Origin of the sequence: Simiduia sp. 21SJ11W-1 (assembly GCF_024138675.1) — a bacterium.
Classification (GTDB): domain Bacteria; phylum Pseudomonadota; class Gammaproteobacteria; order Pseudomonadales; family Cellvibrionaceae; genus Simiduia.
In genome coordinates this window covers 3,168,912-3,187,039 of sequence record NZ_CP090959.1, presented here as the reverse complement: position 1 = coordinate 3,187,039, position 18,128 = coordinate 3,168,912, and the positions used below count along the sequence as shown (strand labels likewise).

The window sequence follows — 18,128 nt, the reverse complement described above, 5'->3', positions numbered from 1 at the left end:
CCGGTTTTTAAGGCTTTCTATGGGGTTGATAGCCCCAATACCCTTCTTATTTTGGGCCACAATCCGTAAAATAGCGGCCGATCCCGGCGTTATACTGGCCGGCGGCTTTTTCGGATGGGTGTATTTTGGCCTGTTGCCCGAGAAAGCCCAGCAAGCTCACGATCGGTGCCCGGTACGCCGGCACTGTAAACCCGCAAGCTAAGCAAGATATTAAGGTGGATAAACATGGCTATTGAATTGCCCGCGCTTCCCTATGCAATGGACGCGCTTGCGCCCCATATTTCCAAAGAAACTCTGGAGTTCCATTACGGCAAGCACCACAAAACCTACGTGGACAAGCTAAATGGCATGATTCCCGGCAGCGAGTTTGAAGGCAAAAGCCTGGAAGACATCGTAAAAGCCAGCAGCGGCGGCGTGTTCAACAACGCAGCCCAGATTTGGAACCACACCTTCTACTGGAACTGCCTGAGCCCCAACGGTGGCGGTGCAGCTACCGGCGCTGTGGCCGAGGCCATCAACAAAGCCTTTGGCTCGTTCGACAAGTTCAAAGAAGAGTTCACGGCCTCAGCCGTTGCCAACTTCGGCTCTTCCTGGACGTGGCTGGTTAAAAAGGCCGACGGCAGCGTAGCGATTGTTAACACCAGCAACGCCGCCACCCCGTTGACCGACGACAGCGTAACCCCCATCCTGACGGTAGATCTGTGGGAGCACGCCTACTACATCGACTACCGCAACGCGCGCCCCAAGTACATGGATGCCTTCTGGGCACTGGTTAACTGGGATTTCGTGAACAAAAACTTCGCATAATTTCTGCAGGTTTTGTGTGTCAGATGCCGGGTTTAGCCCGGCATTCTTTTGTCTGGCGGTTATTCCTGTTATAAACAACCGCCAATCCCGCAACTTAGGGTGAGAACCCACGCATGAACGAACGCAAAGAACCTACCTTAGGCGCGCCTCATTCAGACGAGCCGCCGGCACGCAAGCCTACGCCCCGCCCGGCTCAGCCCAGTGGTGCGGCGCGCGCGCCCGACCCGCGCCCGACCCGCCCGCAGCCGAGCAGCCGCCCCGTGGCACCCAAGGCCAGCCAAACCCTGGCCACCATTGCGCTGTTGGTGGCCTTTGCCGGCGTGGCTGGCAGTGGTTACCTCGCATGGCAGTTACAGCAAACCCAGGTGCAAAGTGCCGAGATGCGCGGCCAGCTGGAAAGCCGCATTGCCGAGCTTGAGGGTCAGCTCAGCATGACCGAGGGCGAGGTGATGGAGTCTGCCGAGGCCTTCAAGGCCAAGCTTGTGTGGGCAGATTCTGAAATCAGAAAGCTGTGGGGGGTGGCCTACGATACCAATCGCAAAGCCATCGCCGCCAATACAGATGCCATTAGTGACCTGGAGAAAAAGCTCGCCAGCGGCAATGCCAAACTGCTGGCCGATGTGAAAAAGCAGCTCTCGGGTGTAGACAGCAAATTGCTCGCAACCCAAGCCACTGTGGACGATCAGCTCGATCGCCTGCACCGCCAGATTGAGAAGCTCTCCGGCATGGAGCAGCAGCTCAACAAGCTGCGCAATGATCTCTCGGGCCGTTTGAAAACCAACGAAGAAGCCATTAAAGCGATTGATATCTACCGCTTAACGGTCAATCGCGACCTGGTTACCCTCAAAGAGCAGGTTAACGCCCTGCAGGCCCGCTAAAACGCCCTTTAACCGGCCCGTTCAAGGGCCGGGTTCTGGCTCTGCTGCAGCTGGGCCACCAGATTCCAAAGATGCACTGCTTCATCAATTTCCCGCTGGCTGGGCCCGCAGGCGCCGCAGTGTTCGCAGCACACGGCGTGAGTGAGCAAATGGTGCACAAAGTGCAATTGCTGGCTGTGACAATAAGGGCAAGGTGACAAAGACGTTGCCATGGTGCTCTCCAATGGTTGGCGTTTTTATTGTGTTGTGTTTGTGGCGTGGGGGGCAGTTGGTGGTTGATGCCGGCTGCCGGGCTAAGTGGTTGGGGGAGGGGCGGCGTGCAGGTGAGTGGGGCAAACCTGCAGCGAAACGCCTGAGTGATGTGCGATTGGCCGGTGCCGGTAATCGGGTTGTACCCATTACCACCGGCGGCGAGCTTGCCATAAGGGCTCCGTCTCTTGGGTCGCTTTAACCAGTCTAGCCCCATATTTTGTGATTGCAATAAGCCTCTAACCCAAAATGTGCTGATACTTGTGTGTGATTGCAGATCACTCGCTAGATGTGGGGTATGGCAGCCCACTGCTTGCCCCCGGCGTTTTTCAGCTGCCTGCCATGGTGTAGAATTCGCCTCTATACCCCAGCCCATGACGAGAGCAGACACATGACCGTGATTCGCCAGGATGACCTGATCGAAAGCGTTGCCGACGCATTGCAATTTATTTCTTACTACCACCCCAAAGATTTCATTCAGGCGGTGCATCAAGCCTACGAGCGCGAGCAGAGCAAGGCCGCGAAAGATGCCATGGCGCAGATACTGATCAATTCGCGCATGTGCGCCACCGGCCACCGCCCGATTTGCCAAGACACAGGCATTGTCTCGGTGTTTTTGAAAATTGGCATGAACGTGCAGTGGCAAGGCGATATGTCGGTGGAAGACATGGTTAACGAAGGTGTGCGCCGTGCCTATAAGCACCCAGATAACGTGCTGCGCGCCTCGGTATTGGCAGACCCAGACGGCGCCCGTAAAAATACCGGCGACAACACCCCGGCCATGATCACCTACAAAGTGGTGCCGGGCGATAAAGTAGAAGTGCACGTGGTGGCCAAAGGCGGCGGTAGTGAAGCCAAAACCAAGTTCGCCATGCTGAACCCCTCGGATTCCATTGTGGACTGGGTGCTCTCGGTGGTACCGCAAATGGGCGCTGGCTGGTGCCCGCCGGGCATTTTGGGCATCGGCATTGGCGGCACCGCCGATAAAGCCATGGCACTGGCCAAAGAATCACTGCTGGAGCCTATCGACATTCAAGAGCTGCAAGCACGTGGAGCTACTAATCGCGCTGAAGAGCTGCGTTTGGAGCTGTTTGAAAAGGTGAACAAGCTGGGCATTGGCGCCCAGGGCCTGGGCGGTTTAACCACTGTGCTCGATATTAAAGTGAAAGACATGCCCACCCACGCCGCCAACAAACCCGTGGCCATTATTCCCAACTGCGCCGCCACCCGTTTAACCAAGTTTGTGTTGGATGGCTCAGGCCCCGTGCACCAAACGCCGCCGTCGCTCGACAACTACCCTGAAATTGCCTGGGAAGTGGGCGACAGCGTACGCCGGGTAAACCTGGATACCGTCACCAAAGAAGATGTGCTCCAGTGGGCGCCGGGTGAAACCATTTTGTTATCTGGCAAAATGCTTACCGGCCGCGATGCCGCCCACAAAAAAATGGTAGATTTAATTGCCAAAGGCGAGCCGCTCCCGGTAGACCTGAAAGGCCGCTTCATCTACTACGTGGGCCCGGTAGACCCGGTGGGCGATGAAGTGGTTGGCCCGGCAGGCCCCACCACTGCCACCCGCATGGATAAATTCACCCGCACCATGCTCGAGCAAACAGGTTTGCTGGGCATGATTGGTAAAGCCGAGCGGGGGCCTGCGGCCATTGAGGCCATACGCGATAACAAAGCCGTCTACCTAATGGCTGTAGGTGGTTCTGCCTACCTCGTATCGAAAGCCATTAAGTCGTCCAAAGTGCTGGGCTTCCCGGAACTTGGCATGGAGGCCATTTACGAGTTTGAAGTAGAAGACATGCCAGTTACCGTCGCGGTAGATACCAACGGCGAATCGGTGCACCTCACCGGCCCGAAAATCTGGCAGGCAAAAATTGAAGAAGGTGTGGTGGAAGTCAAATAATCTCTCACCCATAAAAAAAGCCCGGCAATGCCGGGCTTTTTTTATGGGTGCTGCATTACGCCTTTTTTGCCTGGCGGCGGGCAAAGCCCAAACCGATCAAGCCCAGGCCCAGAATGGCCAGTGAGCCGGGTTCTGGCACGCTGGTGGGAATGTCAATGAATACCATTGAACCGTAACCGCTCTTATCAGACGCTACATAAGTGCCCGTGCGCGCCATGCCGTTCGAGAAAATGGCGGTGGCAGTTGCACCGATAAATTGCGCACCGGTCAGGCCAAAGCCATCTGGGTTGCTGAAGAAATCGGTATCTACGCCAAAGCTGAACATTTCGCCGGCATCAAAGTGATCAAAGGTCACGGTGAGCGTGCTGGTGCCATCGAGTGCCGCGTTGGTGGGGAAGTGGTGACCCACTGCGTCGCCAGAGCCCAAGGTAAGCGGGCTTGAGCTTACACCTGGTGAACTATTGGTTGAGTCAAAAAACGCGGCGATGGGGGTTAGATCCCACGTGAGCGACACAATTTTCTCACCGGCATCCGAGGCATTGAAAAACTGGAATGCATCGTTGCTGCCGAAGGTGGTGCCATCAATAATTTGGCCCATAGCGATGGGGGTGGCGTTAGCCTGTGTGCTTAAGCCAACTGCTGCAGCCATTAACAGGCCCAGGGTTCCTTTTTTAAACATGTTCGTCATCCTTTAGTAGAAAATTAACAAGCACTCGCGTTAAAGCAAGAAGCGCACCAGTTTCCAATGCGGCGCCACAGGCTGAGGATTAGGCGAATTTTGCCCGTGCTTTGCGTTGAGTTTTTGTTAGTTGTCAGAAATGCCGACACAGGGGCGCGTGCAATTGGCGCGCTTTGCTTGATGCCTGCGGCCAAGGTTTCGCAATAGCACGCAGGTGTGGGCAGAATGCAGCATTAATTGCTTGTGCGGGGCTTGAATCAATCATATACCCTTGTAAATCAGTCTTTTTTTGTCAGGTGGTACGTTTGTGCCGCGGCATTTCCGGCGTAGAAATTGCGCGGCGCCTTGTAAACTCATCCAACACCCTCATTGGCATGGTTGCAGCTCAGTGATTAGGTTAGAAAAGTAGCATGCGATGGAATAGCTGCGATTTAAGTTAAGCCGAAAGTGCTGCGTTAAACGGATGGAGATTCGCGTTGAGCCGGCTGTGGTAAAGGTATTTGCCGCAGTACTATGGCTGCCAACTTACAGTGTGAATTGGGGAACTACATAAAATGCACAACTACATGAAATTTAAGCGCTACGTAACGCGGATGTTGGCCATGGTGATGGTGCTGGGTTTGAGCGCCTGTGTCATTAACGTGGGTAAAGACGGTGAATACCACAGCGATTGGGGTAAGCGCGAAGTTAAAAATCGCGATATTATTTCAAGCCTGGTGGTTGATACCCAAGAGGCGCTGGTGCGCGAACAATTGGGTAAGCCGGATTTCAGCGAAGGCTATAGCCGTGCTGATGGCCAGTATCGCGTGTTGTTTTATCGCACGCAGCGCCAACAAGAAGACGGCATTACCACCAAAGACGAGTGCACACCTCTGGTGTTTAAAAACGGCGTGCTGGTTGGTTGGGGTGAACCTTCATACAACGAAATTGTGAAACCCTGAGTATTTATACCCGCGCAATGCGTTAAGTTTTCAGTGTGAAACCGAACGGCCCACGCCCTGGCGTGGGCCGTTTTTATTTCAGGCGTTTGTTCAGCTGCCAGTAAGCTTCGCCCTGCTAGGCTGTTTGAGATTGTGACGCAGGTCGTGCGTTCGAGTGCAACGCTATTGCCAGGCCTGTGAAAATAACTCAGTGTCTAAACGGGAGGCCGTATGGGGGCAGCAACAAGAAATTTATTCATAGATAAGCCCGTAAGTGGCCTCATTGGCGGGCTGTTTTTTGGGCTTTGTGTGTTGGCTGAGCCTGCCCTTGCAGGAAGAGCCGGTTGGTCGCAGGCGGCACTTGTACATTCGCTAGAGCCCACCGCTCAGCGTCGCTATGTGCTGCGCGTGCATTTGGATGAAGCGCACAGCTGTAAATCTGGCCACAGCTATTTTCAGGATTACTCCGCCAACGGCGCAGGTTTTATATTCGACACCCTACTCATGGCCATGGCGCAGGAGTTGCCGGTGCAAGTGCACACCTCTGGCCGGTGCGAGCTCAATGGCTACGCAGAAATTACGGCCGTGCGAATTGCCCGCTAGGGGCTTGGGCATGGTAAATTGCAAAGCCTGTGTGGTGCTTACTAGACCGTGAGGAAGGGTTGATGAACATACTGGCGCTCGGTAAATCTGTGCAAGGGTTTTGGGCTGGCCGACTTTTGGCCGCACTGCTGGCGAGTGGGGCAGGTTTTTCACAGCTTGTTTACGCAGATGAGCAGGCCGCGCCCGTTACAAGGCCCACACCCATAAACCTGCATGCAATCACTCCTTCCACCCGGAATCCCCTGGAGGTGGTGCCTTTGGCCTCAGATGCCAATGCCAGCCAATTTCTGATTTTTATTGCCAATGAGGTGCGCCCGCACAAGCACTTAACCCACACTGAAACCATTTACGTATTGGCCGGGCGCGGTGAAATGCGGGTGGGTGATCAGCGCTTTGTAATTTCAGCTGGTGATTTTGTGCAGGTGCCGGTGGCTGCGGTGCATGGCGTGAAGGTGTTATCTGCAGAGCCACTGAAGGTGCTTTCGGTGCAGGCGCCAGAGTTTACTGGCGCCGACCGGGTGTGGGTAGAAGATTAGCCCAAACTACTTAACAGGTTGGCCGATTTTAAACACGCGGTACTGCTCGGGAATTTGCTCAATACCGGTAATCGGGTCTATCAGGTTTTTCAGCAGGCCATCGCCCACGCCGTAAATCCAGCCGTGCACCGAAAGCGCCTGGCCGCGGGCCCAGGCGTTTTGTACAACGTTGGTGCGGCTTACCTGCTGAACTTGCTGCATGACGTTTAATTCGCACAGGCGATCGACCCGCGCTTGCTGGGTGGGCAGCGTATCAATTTCCTCGCGGTTGGCGTAGTAGATGTCGCGGATGTTGCGAATCCACAGGTCTATCACTCCCAGCTGCTGATTTTGCAAGGACGCCGCCACGCCGCCACAGCCGTAGTGTCCTACCACCATGATATGGTCTACCTTCAGCACTTCTACGGCGTATTGAATGACAGACAGGCAGTTGAGATCGGTGTGCAGCACCACGTTGGCCACATTGCGGTGTACAAACAATTCACCGGGCATCATGCCCACAATCTGGTTGGCGGGCACGCGGCTGTCCGAGCAGCCAATCCACAAGTAATCCGGGTCTTGCTGGTTGGAAAGCTTGGCAAAAAAATCCGGGTCTTCGGCCTTTATCGCTTCGGCCCAACGGTTATTTTTTTCGAATAAAGCGTCTAATTTAGTCATTTTTTTAAGTTGGTTTGGCGAAATTTGGCGAAGTATATATCAACTTAATTGCGCTATCATAGCCTTCCTTGGCACAGTGCCCGCTCGGTAAAACATAAGGAATTTGCGCATGAACAGCCTGTATTGGCACGACTATGAAACCTGGGGCGCAAACCCCGCCGCCGATCGCCCGGCACAATTTGCCGGCGTGCGCACCGATGAGGCGTTAAATATTATGGGTGAGCCGCTCATGATTTACGCGCGCCCCACCGAAGATCTGCTGCCAAGCCCCGAGGCCTGTTTAATTACCGGCATTACGCCCCAGCACGCGGCGCAAGAGGGCGTAAGCGAGCCCGAATTTATTGCCCGCATCCACCAGGAATTCAGCGTGCCCGGCACCTGTGGCGTGGGCTATAACAGCTTGCGTTTTGATGACGAGGTAACGCGCTATACCTTGTTTCGCAATTTTTACGATCCCTACGAGCGGGAGTGGAAAAACGGTAATTCCCGCTGGGATTTAATCGACGTGGTGCGCATGATGTACGCGCTGCGCCCCGAGGGCATGGTGTGGCCAAAACACCCAGATGGTTCGCCCAGTTTCAAGCTGGAAGATTTATCGGCTGCGAACGGGTTGAATCATGAAAGCGCGCACGATGCCCTGTCTGACGTATACGCCACCATCGCGCTGGCAAAGCGCATTCGCGAGCTGCAGCCCAAACTTTATGATTACGCCTACAGCCTGCGGCACAAGCAGGCGGTGCAGGCGCAGTTTGACTGGATTAACAAAAAGCCGTTGCTGCATACCTCATCACGCTTTCCCGCAGCGCAGGGCTGCACGGCCTTGATCATGCCCCTGGCACCCCACCCGGTGAATAAAAATGCGGTGATTGTGTACAACCTTGCGGTAGACCCTGCACCCTTGTTATCGCTGTCTGCCGAAGAAATCGCCGCGCGGGTGTTTGTGAGCGAGGCCGATCTGCCGGCCGGTGCGAGCCGCATTCCGTTGAAACTTGTACACGCCAATAAAAGCCCCATGCTCGCGCCGCTTTCGATGTTAACTGCGCCCGTGGCTGAGCGGCTGCACATAAACCGCGGCGATTGCGAGCGCCATTGGGCGCAGTTAAAAAGTGCAGAGCTGAATGAAAAGCTACGCCAGGTGTTTTCCGGGCGGGAATTTCCGCCGAGTGCAGATCCCGAGCAGCAACTCTACGGCGGCTTCATTCCCAATGAAGATCGCGCGCTCATGACGCGCGTGCGTGAAGCGGCGCCAGAGCAGCTGGCGGCCATCGAATTTAAAGATGCGCGCTTAAATGCCATTTTGCGGCGCTACCGCGCGCGCCACTTTCCCGAGACCTTAACCCCCGATGAGCAGCTGTGGTGGCAAGAGCAGGTGTACGAGCGGCTAACCAATCCGGAGGCGGGTGCCTCTGTGGTGCTGGATGATTTTATTGAAACGCTTGAGCGCCTGCGCGCAAGGCCTGAACTCAGCGAGCGCGACCAAGCCATTGTGGATAGTCTGGAAGCCTATGGTGCCGGGCTGATGTAAATGGTGACGGGCCGGTGTAAACAGCCGGCCCGTTTGCGCTACCTGGTGATGCGATTGAATTCTATGTCGTATTTGCCAGGTGTAGACTTGGCCTGGAATACTTTTGCCTGGCTGTATTTTTCTTGCACCAGGGCGTAGATGTCGCGCATTACTTTCGGATCGGTGAGGGCGCCAAAGTAAACGGCGGTGATATCGCTGCGCTCAAATTTCACATCGTCAAACCAGCTTTGCTCGGGCTTGGCCTCCGGGCCTATTTCATCTTTCACCTGGCGGAAACAGCGCCACTCGTTTTCATGGGCAAAGTTTACGGCTTTGTTGGTGAACTTTTCGAAAAAGTGATCTTGCGCTTTAAAATCCTGGTTGGTGAGTACCACCGCCAGTTGCTCTTGCATGGTGGTGATTTCCGGGCGCTGGGGGCGGTAGGTAACCTGCCGGGGCTTGGTGAGCGAGGTGAACTCGCCGCACTGCATGCGAATGGCAACGCCGCGGTGGTGATCGCCGTAGTGGGTCCAGGCGGCCAGGTTGTCGGGCTTTGCGGTAAAGCTGCACACGCGCAGGGTGCGGCAGAATTTCCGCCAGTCGGCCATGAGGGTGTCGAGCGCTTGCAGGCGGTTATCCACCATTTGCGAGAGCAGCTCACGCAGCACATCCAGCGCTTCATCGGGGGACTGAAAGCGCTCTTCATCGCGCCAGCGGCGAATCACAACCGCCAGCGGCGCGCTCCCGCGGGGTTCGTCTTTGGCAAAGATCATTGCAGTTGCCGCCTGGATGGCGGCATTTAAAATGGATTGCGGGTCGAAATTCAGGGCCGTTAAATGATTCAGCTCGAAGGGGTCGCCGTATAAATTGGGCGCGCTCCAGCGCAAGCTCTGGCTCTCCAATATTTTTGTGGCGGTGGCTACTGAGCAATATTTAACCAGGGTTTCGGGGCTGTGGTTTACCACGCAAGTTCCTCTTCGGCTGGAGTATTGTTTCTTTGGTTCGCTGCGCCCGGCGCACTATAAGCGTAGCGCTTACAGGGCCTGACCGCTAAAATATCGGCGTCTGTTTCCCTGTCTTGAGGTTCGCGTGGATTTTACCGGCTCCCATATTCTCTCTATTGACCAGTTTGAACGCCCCGACATCGAGCGGATCTTCCGCGTGGCCGATGCCATGGAGCCCTACGCCAGCCGCCGGCGGGTAACCCGGGTGCTGGAAGGCGCGATTTTGGGCAATATGTTTTTCGAGCCCAGTACCCGCACGCGGGTGAGCTTCGGCTGCGCCTTTAACCTGCTGGGCGGTGAGGTGCGCGAAACCACGGGCTTTGAAAGCTCGGCCATTGCCAAGGGCGAGTCGCTTTACGATACCGCGCGCGTGCTCTCGGGCTACAGCGATGTAATTTGCATGCGCCACCCGCAAAATGGCTCGGTGGCAGAGTTTGCCGAGGCCAGCCGGGTGCCGGTAATCAACGGTGGCGATGGCTCTAACGAGCACCCGAGCCAGGCGCTGCTGGATTTGTACACCATTCGCAAGGAGATGGCGGCCAAGGGCAAGGGCTTAAACGGCCTGCGCATCGCCATGATCGGCGATTTGAAGCATGGCCGCACGGTGCACTCGCTGTGCCGGCTGCTGGCACTTTATGATCAATTGCATGTCACCCTGGTGTCGCCTGCGGAGCTTGCCATGCCCGAGTATCTGGTAGAGCTGATGCGCAAGGCCGGCCACCAGGTGGTGGTTACCGATGAGCTCACAGCCAGTATCAGCAAGGTGGATATTGCCTATTCCACCCGTATTCAGGAGGAGCGCTTTGCCTCCAAGCAAGAGGCCGACCTCTACCGTGGCCGCTTTCGCCTGAATCAGCAGATCTACACCCAGTTCTGCGAGCCCAATACCGTCATCATGCACCCGCTGCCCAGGGATTCCCGCGCAGAGGCCAACGAGCTGGATAACGACCTCAACAGCAACCCGAATCTTGCGATTTTCCGCCAAACAGACAACGGTGTGCTGGTGCGCATGGCGCTGTTTGCCCTGGTGCTGGATGTGGTGGAGCTGGTAGACAAGCACGCCCAGGAGGTACGCTGGTACTCCAACCGGTGAGGGAAAGTGCAAGAAACTGAACCATTTGTTATTGGTACTTTAGTTCATATTTCGAATTTATCTATACCAAGGGCTGTTATGTGACCGGTTATTCGTTAATGTGACTGGCTTATTGATTAAATTGAGCTTCGGATTGGCTCAACGCCAACAGCGACGGATCGCCCGACAATAAACATTAATACGGCGGTTGTTATGAAGCAGTTTCTCTTATGTTTGATGTGCCTTGGGTGTGTTGCCGGCGTGCAGGCACAGTCTGGCAATACTGAAAACTCCAGTTGGCTATTGGCCAAGTACGATCTCAACGGTGATACCCGTATCTCGCAAGAGGAGATCAGCGCGAAAAAGCTCGATATCTTCCGCCTGATGGATCTCAATACCTCGGGCGGTGTGAGCTTTGATGAGTACGAGCAGATAGATGCCGCGCGCCGCACCTTGTTGCTGAAAGCCCGCTTTAACAAGCTCGATCAAGATAAAAACGGCGAAGTCACCGAGGCCGAATACAGCACCTTTTTGGGCCAGTTCTCAAGCATCGACGCCAATGGCGACGGCATGCTCGACCCCCGTGAAATAGCACCCGATCAACCCGTGGATGCCGGTTACGACACTCACTGTTTTTACTGGCTGTGCCTGCGCTTGGAAGCTGACGAATAAAGCCCTCGTGGGTGTGTAAGCACCCAATATTGCTCGCGCCAACACACCCTTGGCTTGCGCCAAAGCACGTGTAAACAGGCGTAGCTTGCACCTCACCCTTTAGTAACTTGCGCCCCGCCCATTAGTAACCTGCGCCGCGCCCATTGATAGGTGGGCCAAGGCATCCTCAATCGGCCGCAATTCCCCCTTAACGCCCTGCGCACGCAAACGCTTACAGCCCGTGAGCTGTAAGCGACCAGACGTTGCGGCATACAGTTAGGGTTCGACGGGTGCCTGCAGATCCACAGGCAAACCCTGCCAGCCACCCAGCTCCTTCCAGCGATTGACGATCATACAAAACAGGTCGGCGGTTTTCTCGGCGTCGTAAGCGGCGGAGTGGGCGGCTGAATTGGAAAATTCGATGCCGGCAATCTGGCAGGTTTTCGCCAGCACCGTGTGCCCAAAGGCCAGGCCTGAAAGGGTGGCGGTATCAAAGCAGGAGAAGGGGTGGAAGGGGTTGCGCTTGGCGTCGCAGCGATTGGCGGCGGCATTCACAAAGCCCAGGTCGAAATGGGCGTTGTGGCCCACCACCACCGCGCGGGTGCAGCCGTTATCTTTTACGGCCCGGCGAATGGATTTAAACAAATCCGGAATGGCGATTTCTTCTGGCAGGGCGTCGCGGTTGTCGATGTCGATGCCGGTGAAGTCCAGGGCCGATTGCTCCACATTGGCCCCTTCAAAGGGGTCTACATGGAAATCGAAAGTTTGGTCGCGGTGCAAAATGCCGTTGTCATCCATGCGCAGGGTAACCGCGGCAATTTCTAGCAGGGCATCGGTGGCGGCGTTAAAGCCGCCGGTTTCTACGTCTACCACTACGGGTAGGAAGCCGCGAAAGCGTTGAGCCAGCAGGGATTTGGGTGAGCTGGAGGGTTCAGCCGGGTTCACAAATAGGTCGCCTTATTCAGAGGGGGCTACACGCCATTGCAGGGTTTCGCCTGCGCGCAGCGGGATCAGCTGGCTGCCGGCCATGGGCAGGCTCTCAGGTGCCTGCCAGGGCGTTTTCACGAGCGTGATGGTATCAGTATTGCGCGTCAGGCCATAAAAGTCAGGCCCGAAGTGGCTGGCAAAGCCTTCTAACTTATCCAGCGCGCCGGCGGCCTCGAAGGCTTCGGCGTACATTTCTAGGGCGGCGTAGGCCGTGTAGGCGCCGGCACAGCCGCAGGCGGCCTCTTTCTTTTCACGGGCGTGGGGGGCGGAATCTGTGCCCAGAAAAAACCGGCCATTGCCACTGGTGGCGGCGTTAATCAGCGCTTGCTGGTGCTCGTTGCGCTTGAGAATGGGCAGGCAGTAGTAGTGCGGGCGAATGCCACCGGCGAGCATATGGTTGCGGTTATACAGCAGGTGATGCGCGGTAATGGTTGCAGCGGTGAGGTCTGAGGCCTCGGCCACAAATTGCGCGGCATCGCCGGTGGTGATGTGCTCCATCACAATTTTCAGGCCCGGCAGGCGCGCGCGCAGGGGCGTCAGGGTGCGATCTATGAAGGCTTTTTCACGGTCGAAAATATCGATGTGGTTATCGGTTACCTCGCCGTGCACCAGCAGCAACATGCCGCTCTTTTCCATGGCTTCAAGCACGGGGTAAATCTTGTCGATGGCGGTCACGCCGGAGTCGGAGTTGGTGGTGGCGCCGGCCGGGTAGAGCTTGGCGGCCACAACGCCGGCTGCACGGGCTTCTACAATATCGGCAGCGGTGGTGTTATCGGTGAGGTAGAGCACCATCAGCGGCTCAAACTGGCGCCCGGCGGGGCGGTGTTGCAGGATGCGCGCGCGGTAGCTTAAGGCCTGCTCGGCATTCATCACCGGTGGCACCAGGTTCGGCATGATGATGGCGCGGCCGAAATAACGGGCGGCATCGGGCACGGTGGTGGCAAGCTGATCGCCGTCGCGCAGGTGGATGTGCCAGTCGTCTGGGCGGGTGAGGGTGAGCTGCTGGGTCATGGGGCTTCCTGTGTTGAGCGGTATGCCGGGCGGCAGATGGCGCGCATCCTACCTAAAATAGCCGTTAATTTCGACTCAAGGGCCAAAGCTTAAGGCCGATAACCCAAGTGTTGAATTGCAATAATAGCGCGCTTGGAGGGTTTACATGGCGGTGGGCAGAAGATGGCGGTGGTTGATGGCGGCGCTCGGCGCGTGCGCGCTGCAGCTCCCGGGTGCCTGGGCCACCGAATACACGCCGCCCATGGATAAAAGCGTCTGGACGGTTGAAAGCTCGATTTTTGCCTGCTCCCTGCACCAAGAGATCCCTTTCTACGGGGAGGCGGGGTTTTATCACCGCGCCGGTGAGCGGCTGGCCATGCAGCTGCACTCGGATACCCCCAGGCTCAAAACCGGCAAGGCCCGATTAACGGCCCGCGCACCCGTGTGGCGCCCGAAAATGGCAGACATCGATTTGGGCCTGGTGCCCGTGACACAAGGCCACCAGCCCGTGAGTTTGGGCAGTGGTTTATCCAATCGCGCCCTTACAGAGCTGCACGCCGGGCGTGAGTTGGTGGTTACTCGCTACCCCTGGTACGGCGCTACTGAATCGTCGCGCATTGCGCTCTCGCCAGTGAATTTCCAGGAGGCCTACCAGCAGTATCTGAAATGCCTGGTGGACTTGCTGCCGGTAAACTACGACCAGATAGCGCGCACGGCCGTGTACTTTCCCTCCTCTGGTGATGACTTTCCCAATGCCGAAAAGCGCAAGCTGCGCAACATAGCGGTGTATGTGCTGGCCGATCCGAAAATTACCCACCTCTACATTGATGGCCATACCGACAGTAAAGGCCTGCGCGAAGATAACCTGGAGTTATCAAAGCGGCGGGCAGAATCGGTGCACCAGTTTTTAATGGCCCAGGGTGTGCCTGAGGCAAAACTCACCGTGCGCTGGCACGGCGAGCGCTACCCCATTACCAGCAATCAAACGCGCAAAGGGCGCGCACAAAACCGCCGCGTTACCGTGCGTGTGGATCGCGATGCGGCCCCCGATTTGGCTGCAAACCCTTAAAAACCTGTGATAGGCCCGCGCAAGCTCTGTGATTTAACTGGCAAACCCTATACAATTCGCGCCCGACTTTTCACGTCACGCGCGCTTTTATTGCGTGTGGCGTCCGCGCAGCAGGTGAATGGAGAAAACTATGGCGTCGTTAAAAAAGGTAGTGCTCGCATACTCGGGCGGCCTTGATACATCTGTAATTGCCAAATGGTTGCAGGAAACTTACGACTGTGAAGTGGTGACCTTCACCGCCGACATCGGCCAGGGCGAAGAAGTAGAACCTGCGCGCGCCAAGGCGAAAGCCATGGGTATCAAAGAAATCTATATTGAAGATTTGCGCGAAGAATTCGTGCGCGATTACGTCTTCCCCATGTTCCGCGCCAACACCATTTACGAAGGCGAGTACCTGTTGGGTACGTCAATTGCGCGGCCGTTGATTGCCAAGCGTTTGGTGGAAATTGCCAACGAAACCGGCGCCGATGCCATTTCGCACGGTGCCACGGGCAAGGGTAACGACCAGGTGCGCTTCGAACTTGGCGCCTATGCATTAAAGCCCGGCATCAAAGTGATTGCGCCCTGGCGTGAATGGGATCTGAACTCCCGCGAGAAGCTGATGGCCTATTGCGAGCAGCACAATATCCCCGTGGATTACGCCAAGCAAAAAACCAAGTCTCCTTACTCCATGGACGCCAACCTGCTGCACATCTCCTATGAGGGCGGCATGCTTGAAGACCCATGGGAAGAGGCCGAAGAAGCCATGTGGCGTTGGTCTGTGTCGCCGGAGGCGGCGCCCGATGAAGCCACCTACGTGACCCTGACCTACAAGCACGGCGATGTGGTGGCCATCAACGGCCAGGATATGAGCCCGGCCACAGTGCTGGAATACCTGAACAAAGTGGGCGGTGCCAACGGCATTGGCCGGCTGGATATCGTGGAAAACCGCTACGTGGGCATGAAATCCCGTGGCTGCTACGAAACCCCCGGCGGCACCATCTTGCTGAAGGCGCACCGCGCCATTGAATCGCTGACACTGGATCGCGAAGTGGCCCACTTGAAAGATGCCATGATGCCGCGCTACGCCGAGATGATTTACAACGGTTACTGGTGGAGCCCGGAGCGCCAGATGCTGCAAACGGCCATCGATGAATCCCAGCAGGTAGTCAACGGCGAAGTGCGGGTGAAGTTGTACAAAGGCAACGTCAGCATTGCCGGGCGCCGTTCAGACGACAGCTTGTTTGATGGTAAGATCGCCACTTTCGAAGACGATGCCGGTGCTTACAACCAGCAAGATGCCGAAGGCTTCATCAAATTGAACGCCCTGCGCATGCGTATTGCGGCAGGTAAAGGCCGTAAGTTGCGCTAAACAGCAGCCATAATCCCTAAGTTGTCCTAAACTTTGGTTTTTTACGGTGTCATCAAAATATACGACCTGCGCCGGCACTCGCCGGCGCTGTGTCTCTTGCGGGCAGTGCATCAATAACCCCTGCGCGGCAGCGTGTGTTGATTGAAGGCTTGCGAACAGTTTTTATTTAGCTCTGAGACTTTGGGAACTTCACTATGAGTAGTCACTCAGCCGCTGGAGAACATCCAGCCTATAACTATAAGGTTGTGCGGCAATTTGCCATCATGACCGTCGTCTGGGGTATTGTTGGTATGGGCGTCGGCGTGCTGATTGCAGCGCAGCTGGTATGGCCAGAACTGAATGACCTCTTCCAACCTTACACACACTTCGGCCGTTTGCGCCCATTGCATACCAATGCGGTGATTTTCGCCTTTGGTGGCTGCGCCCTGTTTGGTACCTCCTACTATGTGGTTCAGCGTACCTGTCAGGCCAAGCTATGGGGTGGGTGGTTAATTCCCTTTACCTTCTGGGGCTGGCAAGCGGTTATTGTGGCGGCGGCCATCACCCTGCCCATGGGCTTAACCTCCAGTAAGGAATACGCCGAACTTGAGTGGCCCATCGATATCCTGATTGCGCTGGTGTGGATCTCTTACGCCATCGTATTCTTCGGCACCATCGTCAAGCGCAAGGTTGAGCACATTTATGTAGCCAACTGGTTCTACGGCGGTTTCATTCTTACGGTTGCGGTATTGCACCTGGTGAACTCGGCGGCAGTGCCGGTTTCCATGTTCAAATCCTACTCGGCCTACGCCGGTGCCATGGATGCCATGGTGCAGTGGTGGTACGGCCACAACGCGGTGGGCTTTTTCCTCACAGCGGGTTTCCTGGGCATGATGTACTACTTTGTGCCCAAGCAGGCGGGTCGGCCTGTGTATTCTTACCAGTTGTCTATCGTGCACTTCTGGGCGCTGATTTCACTCTACATCTGGGCCGGTGCGCACCACCTGCACTACTCGGCACTGCCCGATTGGGCGCAAAGCCTGGGTATGGTGATGTCTTTGATTCTGCTGGCACCAAGCTGGGGCGGCATGATCAACGGGATCATGACGTTGTCTGGCGCATGGCATAAATTGCGCACCGATCCAACCCTGCGCTTCTTGGTGGTTTCCCTGTCTTTCTACGGTATGTCTACCTTTGAAGGCCCGATGATGTCTATCAAAACCGTGAACGCGCTGTCGCACAATACCGATTGGACCATCGGCCACGTGCATTCCGGCGCGCTCGGCTGGGTGGCCATGATCTCTATCGGTGCTATCTATCACCTGCTGCCGGTGCTGTTTAACAAGAAAGAAATGTACAGCGTGAAGCTGATCAACACCCACTTCTGGTTGGCCACTATCGGCACCGTGCTGTACATCGCCGCCATGTGGGTGAATGGCATTATGCAGGGCCTGATGTGGCGCGCATTCAACGCCGACGGCACCCTTACCTACAGCTTTGTTGAATCGGTAACTGCGAGCTACCCGGGCTACTTTGTACGCTTTATGGGCGGCGCCTTCTTCCTGTTCGGTATGTTGCTCATGGCCTACAACACCTACCGCACAGCCACCGACGATGCAGAAGAAGAACAGGCTGCAACCACCAAGATTCAGGCGGCTTGAGGAATAGACAATGAAGAATCATGACATAGTCGAAAAGAACATCGGCCTGATGGCGGTACTTACCATTGTGGCCATCAGTTTCGGTACGCTGGTAGAAATTGTGCCGCAGTTTTTCCTGAAAGAAACCACCGAGCCGGTAGCGGGCCTGAAGCCCTTGCCCGCGTTGGAACTGGAAGGCCGCGACATCTACATCCGCGAAGGCTGCCACGTGTGCCACACCCAGATGGTGCGCCCGCTGCGCGCAGAAGTTGAGCGCTACGGCCACTACTCGCTGGCTGGCGAATCTGTGTACGAGCACCCCTTCTTGTGGGGCTCCAAGCGCACCGGGCCAGATTTGGCGCGCGTAGGTGGCCGCTACTCAGACGAATGGCAAAAAGCGCACCTTTACAACCCGCGCAACGTGGTGCCCCAGTCCAACATGCCGGCTTTCCCTTGGTTGTTTGACAACACCTTAACCGGTGAAGACACCGCCGCCAAAATGCGCGCACTGCGCTCTGTAGGCGTGCCCTATACCGATGCAGACATCGCCGGTGCTGAAGAAGCGGTAAAAGGTGTGCCAGAGATTGATGCCCTGGTGGCCTACTTGCAGCAGCTGGGCACACTTGTGCAGCAGAAGCGCTAA

Annotated in this window: 20 protein-coding genes; 14 read left to right on the top strand and 6 right to left on the bottom strand. The window is 56.2% G+C overall.

Annotated features, from left to right (window positions below; all coding sequences use genetic code 11):
- Positions 1-225: 225 nt before the first annotated feature.
- Both sodB and L1F30_RS13910 read left to right on the top strand, forming a co-directional pair.
- Complete coding sequence (gene sodB, locus L1F30_RS13915; RefSeq protein ID WP_253356923.1) at positions 226-807, top strand: superoxide dismutase [Fe]; 582 nt, start codon at positions 226-228, stop codon at positions 805-807.
- A 113-nt stretch (positions 808-920) separates the two neighbouring features.
- Complete coding sequence (locus L1F30_RS13910) at positions 921-1,685, top strand: hypothetical protein (protein WP_253356921.1); 765 nt, start codon at positions 921-923, stop codon at positions 1,683-1,685.
- A gap of 8 nt (positions 1,686-1,693) precedes the next feature.
- Here L1F30_RS13910 and L1F30_RS13905 read toward each other — a convergent pair whose 3' ends face one another.
- Positions 1,694-1,897: a Lar family restriction alleviation protein gene (locus L1F30_RS13905; RefSeq protein ID WP_253356919.1), complete on the bottom strand. Its 204-nt coding sequence runs from the start codon at positions 1,895-1,897 to the stop codon at positions 1,694-1,696.
- An 11-nt stretch (positions 1,898-1,908) separates the two neighbouring features.
- On the opposite strand from L1F30_RS13905, the gene L1F30_RS13900 reads away from it, so the two are divergent.
- Together L1F30_RS13900 and L1F30_RS13895 are read left to right on the top strand one after the other, a co-directional pair.
- A complete protein-coding gene (locus L1F30_RS13900; protein WP_253356917.1) occupies positions 1,909-2,136 on the top strand; it encodes a hypothetical protein in 228 nt (75 codons plus the stop codon).
- Between the two features lie 189 nt (positions 2,137-2,325).
- Positions 2,326-3,843, top strand: a complete 1,518-nt coding sequence (locus L1F30_RS13895) for a fumarate hydratase (RefSeq protein ID WP_253356915.1) — start codon at positions 2,326-2,328, stop codon at positions 3,841-3,843.
- A 55-nt stretch (positions 3,844-3,898) separates the two neighbouring features.
- On the opposite strand, the gene L1F30_RS13890 is transcribed toward L1F30_RS13895, so the two are convergent.
- On the bottom strand, positions 3,899-4,522 hold the full coding sequence (locus L1F30_RS13890) for a PEP-CTERM sorting domain-containing protein (RefSeq protein ID WP_253356913.1): 624 nt from the start codon (positions 4,520-4,522) through the stop codon (positions 3,899-3,901).
- Between the two features lie 566 nt (positions 4,523-5,088).
- Between L1F30_RS13890 and L1F30_RS13885 the strand changes: the two genes are divergently transcribed.
- From L1F30_RS13885 to L1F30_RS13875, 3 genes are all read left to right on the top strand, one after another.
- Positions 5,089-5,463: a DUF3192 domain-containing protein gene (locus L1F30_RS13885; protein ID WP_253356911.1), complete on the top strand. Its 375-nt coding sequence runs from the start codon at positions 5,089-5,091 to the stop codon at positions 5,461-5,463.
- A 210-nt stretch (positions 5,464-5,673) separates the two neighbouring features.
- Positions 5,674-6,045 carry a hypothetical protein gene (locus L1F30_RS13880; RefSeq protein ID WP_253356909.1) on the top strand — a complete coding sequence of 124 codons (372 nt, stop codon included), beginning with the start codon at positions 5,674-5,676 and terminating at the stop codon, positions 6,043-6,045.
- Positions 6,046-6,107: 62 nt separating this feature from the next.
- On the top strand, positions 6,108-6,581 hold the full coding sequence (locus L1F30_RS13875; protein WP_253356907.1) for a cupin domain-containing protein: 474 nt from the start codon (positions 6,108-6,110) through the stop codon (positions 6,579-6,581).
- Positions 6,582-6,587: 6 nt separating this feature from the next.
- On the opposite strand, the gene can is transcribed toward L1F30_RS13875, so the two are convergent.
- A complete protein-coding gene (can, locus tag L1F30_RS13870) occupies positions 6,588-7,238 on the bottom strand; it encodes a carbonate dehydratase (RefSeq protein ID WP_253356899.1) in 651 nt (216 codons plus the stop codon).
- A 109-nt stretch (positions 7,239-7,347) separates the two neighbouring features.
- Between can and sbcB the strand changes: the two genes are divergently transcribed.
- The gene (gene sbcB, locus L1F30_RS13865) at positions 7,348-8,763 is read left to right on the top strand and encodes an exodeoxyribonuclease I (RefSeq protein ID WP_253356897.1); all 1,416 of its coding nucleotides are present in this window, start codon (positions 7,348-7,350) and stop codon (positions 8,761-8,763) included.
- A 38-nt stretch (positions 8,764-8,801) separates the two neighbouring features.
- Here sbcB and L1F30_RS13860 read toward each other — a convergent pair whose 3' ends face one another.
- Positions 8,802-9,707 (bottom strand): DUF2971 domain-containing protein, encoded by a 906-nt coding sequence (locus L1F30_RS13860; protein WP_253356895.1) that lies wholly within the window; start codon positions 9,705-9,707, stop codon positions 8,802-8,804.
- A gap of 124 nt (positions 9,708-9,831) precedes the next feature.
- On the opposite strand from L1F30_RS13860, the gene L1F30_RS13855 reads away from it, so the two are divergent.
- Both L1F30_RS13855 and L1F30_RS13850 read left to right on the top strand, forming a co-directional pair.
- Positions 9,832-10,839, top strand: coding sequence for an aspartate carbamoyltransferase (locus tag L1F30_RS13855; protein WP_253356893.1), 1,008 nt, complete (start codon positions 9,832-9,834; stop codon positions 10,837-10,839).
- A gap of 192 nt (positions 10,840-11,031) precedes the next feature.
- Positions 11,032-11,490, top strand: a complete 459-nt coding sequence (locus L1F30_RS13850; RefSeq protein WP_253356885.1) for an EF-hand domain-containing protein — start codon at positions 11,032-11,034, stop codon at positions 11,488-11,490.
- Positions 11,491-11,745: 255 nt separating this feature from the next.
- On the opposite strand, the gene rnt is transcribed toward L1F30_RS13850, so the two are convergent.
- Together rnt and pyrC are read right to left on the bottom strand one after the other, a co-directional pair.
- Positions 11,746-12,414 carry a ribonuclease T gene (gene rnt, locus L1F30_RS13845; RefSeq protein WP_253356883.1) on the bottom strand — a complete coding sequence of 223 codons (669 nt, stop codon included), beginning with the start codon at positions 12,412-12,414 and terminating at the stop codon, positions 11,746-11,748.
- A gap of 12 nt (positions 12,415-12,426) precedes the next feature.
- The gene (gene pyrC, locus L1F30_RS13840) at positions 12,427-13,467 is read right to left on the bottom strand and encodes a dihydroorotase (RefSeq protein WP_253356881.1); all 1,041 of its coding nucleotides are present in this window, start codon (positions 13,465-13,467) and stop codon (positions 12,427-12,429) included.
- A 175-nt stretch (positions 13,468-13,642) separates the two neighbouring features.
- On the opposite strand from pyrC, the gene L1F30_RS13835 reads away from it, so the two are divergent.
- From L1F30_RS13835 to ccoO, 4 genes are all read left to right on the top strand, one after another.
- Complete coding sequence (locus L1F30_RS13835; RefSeq protein ID WP_253356879.1) at positions 13,643-14,515, top strand: OmpA family protein; 873 nt, start codon at positions 13,643-13,645, stop codon at positions 14,513-14,515.
- A gap of 130 nt (positions 14,516-14,645) precedes the next feature.
- On the top strand, positions 14,646-15,866 hold the full coding sequence (locus L1F30_RS13830; RefSeq protein ID WP_253356877.1) for an argininosuccinate synthase: 1,221 nt from the start codon (positions 14,646-14,648) through the stop codon (positions 15,864-15,866).
- Positions 15,867-16,060: 194 nt separating this feature from the next.
- On the top strand, positions 16,061-17,506 hold the full coding sequence (ccoN, locus tag L1F30_RS13825) for a cytochrome-c oxidase, cbb3-type subunit I (protein ID WP_253356875.1): 1,446 nt from the start codon (positions 16,061-16,063) through the stop codon (positions 17,504-17,506).
- A 10-nt stretch (positions 17,507-17,516) separates the two neighbouring features.
- Complete coding sequence (ccoO, locus tag L1F30_RS13820; RefSeq protein WP_253356873.1) at positions 17,517-18,128, top strand: cytochrome-c oxidase, cbb3-type subunit II; 612 nt, start codon at positions 17,517-17,519, stop codon at positions 18,126-18,128.